The following is a 1,277-nucleotide window of genomic DNA, read 5'->3' on the forward strand; positions in this document are numbered from 1 at the left end:
GGTCAATGCGCTGGCGGCTGCGAACAGGATCATAATTCCCGTTCAGGCAGAGTATCTGCCCGCCAAAGGACTGGAACAGCTTTTATCTACGGTCAGCAAGGTAAAACGGCAGATCAATCCAAAGCTCCAGATTGACGGTATCCTGCTGACGATGGTGGATAACCGCACCAACTTTGCCAAAGAGATTGCTGCTTTGCTGCGGGACACCTATGGAAGTAAAATCAAAGTCTTTGGAACGGAAATCCCCCATTCTGTCCGTGCAAAGGAAATTAGCGCAGAGGGAAAAAGTATTTTCGCCCATGACCCTGGCGGCAAGGTGGCAGAGGGGTATCGAAATCTGACGAAGGAGGTGTTGAAACTTGAAAAGCAGCGCGAAAAAAATAGAACTGGCATCGGTAGATGATCTGTTCTCCACCGAAGAAGGCCGTCAGGATGCAAAGCTGGAAAAGATTCAGGAGATTCCGCTGTCTGAACTGCATCCCTTTAAGAACCACCCATTCAAAGTCAAGGATGACGAAGCCATGATGGAGACCGCTGACAGTATCAAGCAGTATGGTGTGCTGGTTCCTGCAATTGCCCGCCCTGACCCGGAGGGTGGTTATGAGCTGGTAGCCGGACACAGGCGGCACAGAGCCAGTGAGCTGGCAGAAAAGGAGACCATGCCGGTCATTGTTCGGGATTTGGATGATGATGCCGCCACGATCATTATGGTTGACAGCAACCTGCAACGAGAAAGTCTGCTCCCCAGTGAAAGAGCATTTGCCTACAAGATGAAGCTGGATGCCATGAAACATCAGGGAGAGCGAGTTGATTTAACTTCGTCCCAAGTTGGGACGAAGTTGAGAGCCGATGAAATATTGGCTCAGCAGGCTGGTTCAAGCAGAAATCAAGTTCAGCGCTATATCCGTCTGACAGAGCTGATTCCTGAATTGATGGATATGGTGGATGAAAAGAAGATTGCCCTGAACCCTGCTTATGAGCTGTCCTTCCTCAAAAAAGAGGAACAGAGAGATTTGCTGGATGCAATGGACAGCGAACAGGCTACCCCTTCTCTTTCTCAAGCCCAGCGGCTCAAAAAATACAGTCAGGAGGGGCATCTGACCCTCGATATGATGCGTGTCATCATGGGTGAGGAAAAGAAAAGCGATCTGGACCGAGTGACATTTACCTCTGACACCTTGCGGAAGTATTTTCCTAAAAGCTATACGCCCCAGCGGATGCAGGAAACCATCATCAAGCTGCTGGAGGCATGGCAGAAAAAGCGTCAGAGAGACCAG

At 50.0% G+C, this 1,277-nt stretch carries 2 protein-coding genes; both read left to right on the forward strand.

Going from position 1 to position 1,277, the window contains the following annotated elements; all coding sequences use genetic code 11:
• The coding region (locus ACMP1L_RS00005; RefSeq protein WP_418451530.1) for a ParA family protein at positions 1–403 on the forward strand (403 nt) is incomplete at its 5' end.
• Positions 360–1,277 (forward strand): ParB/RepB/Spo0J family partition protein (locus ACMP1L_RS00010; protein ID WP_418451531.1); only part of this gene is annotated, 918 nt, incomplete at its 3' end. The genes ACMP1L_RS00005 and ACMP1L_RS00010, both read left to right, overlap by 44 nt.

Source organism: Ventrimonas sp., assembly GCF_048380235.1.
In the GTDB taxonomy this organism is placed as follows: Bacteria; Bacillota; Clostridia; order Lachnospirales; family Lachnospiraceae; genus Brotaphodocola.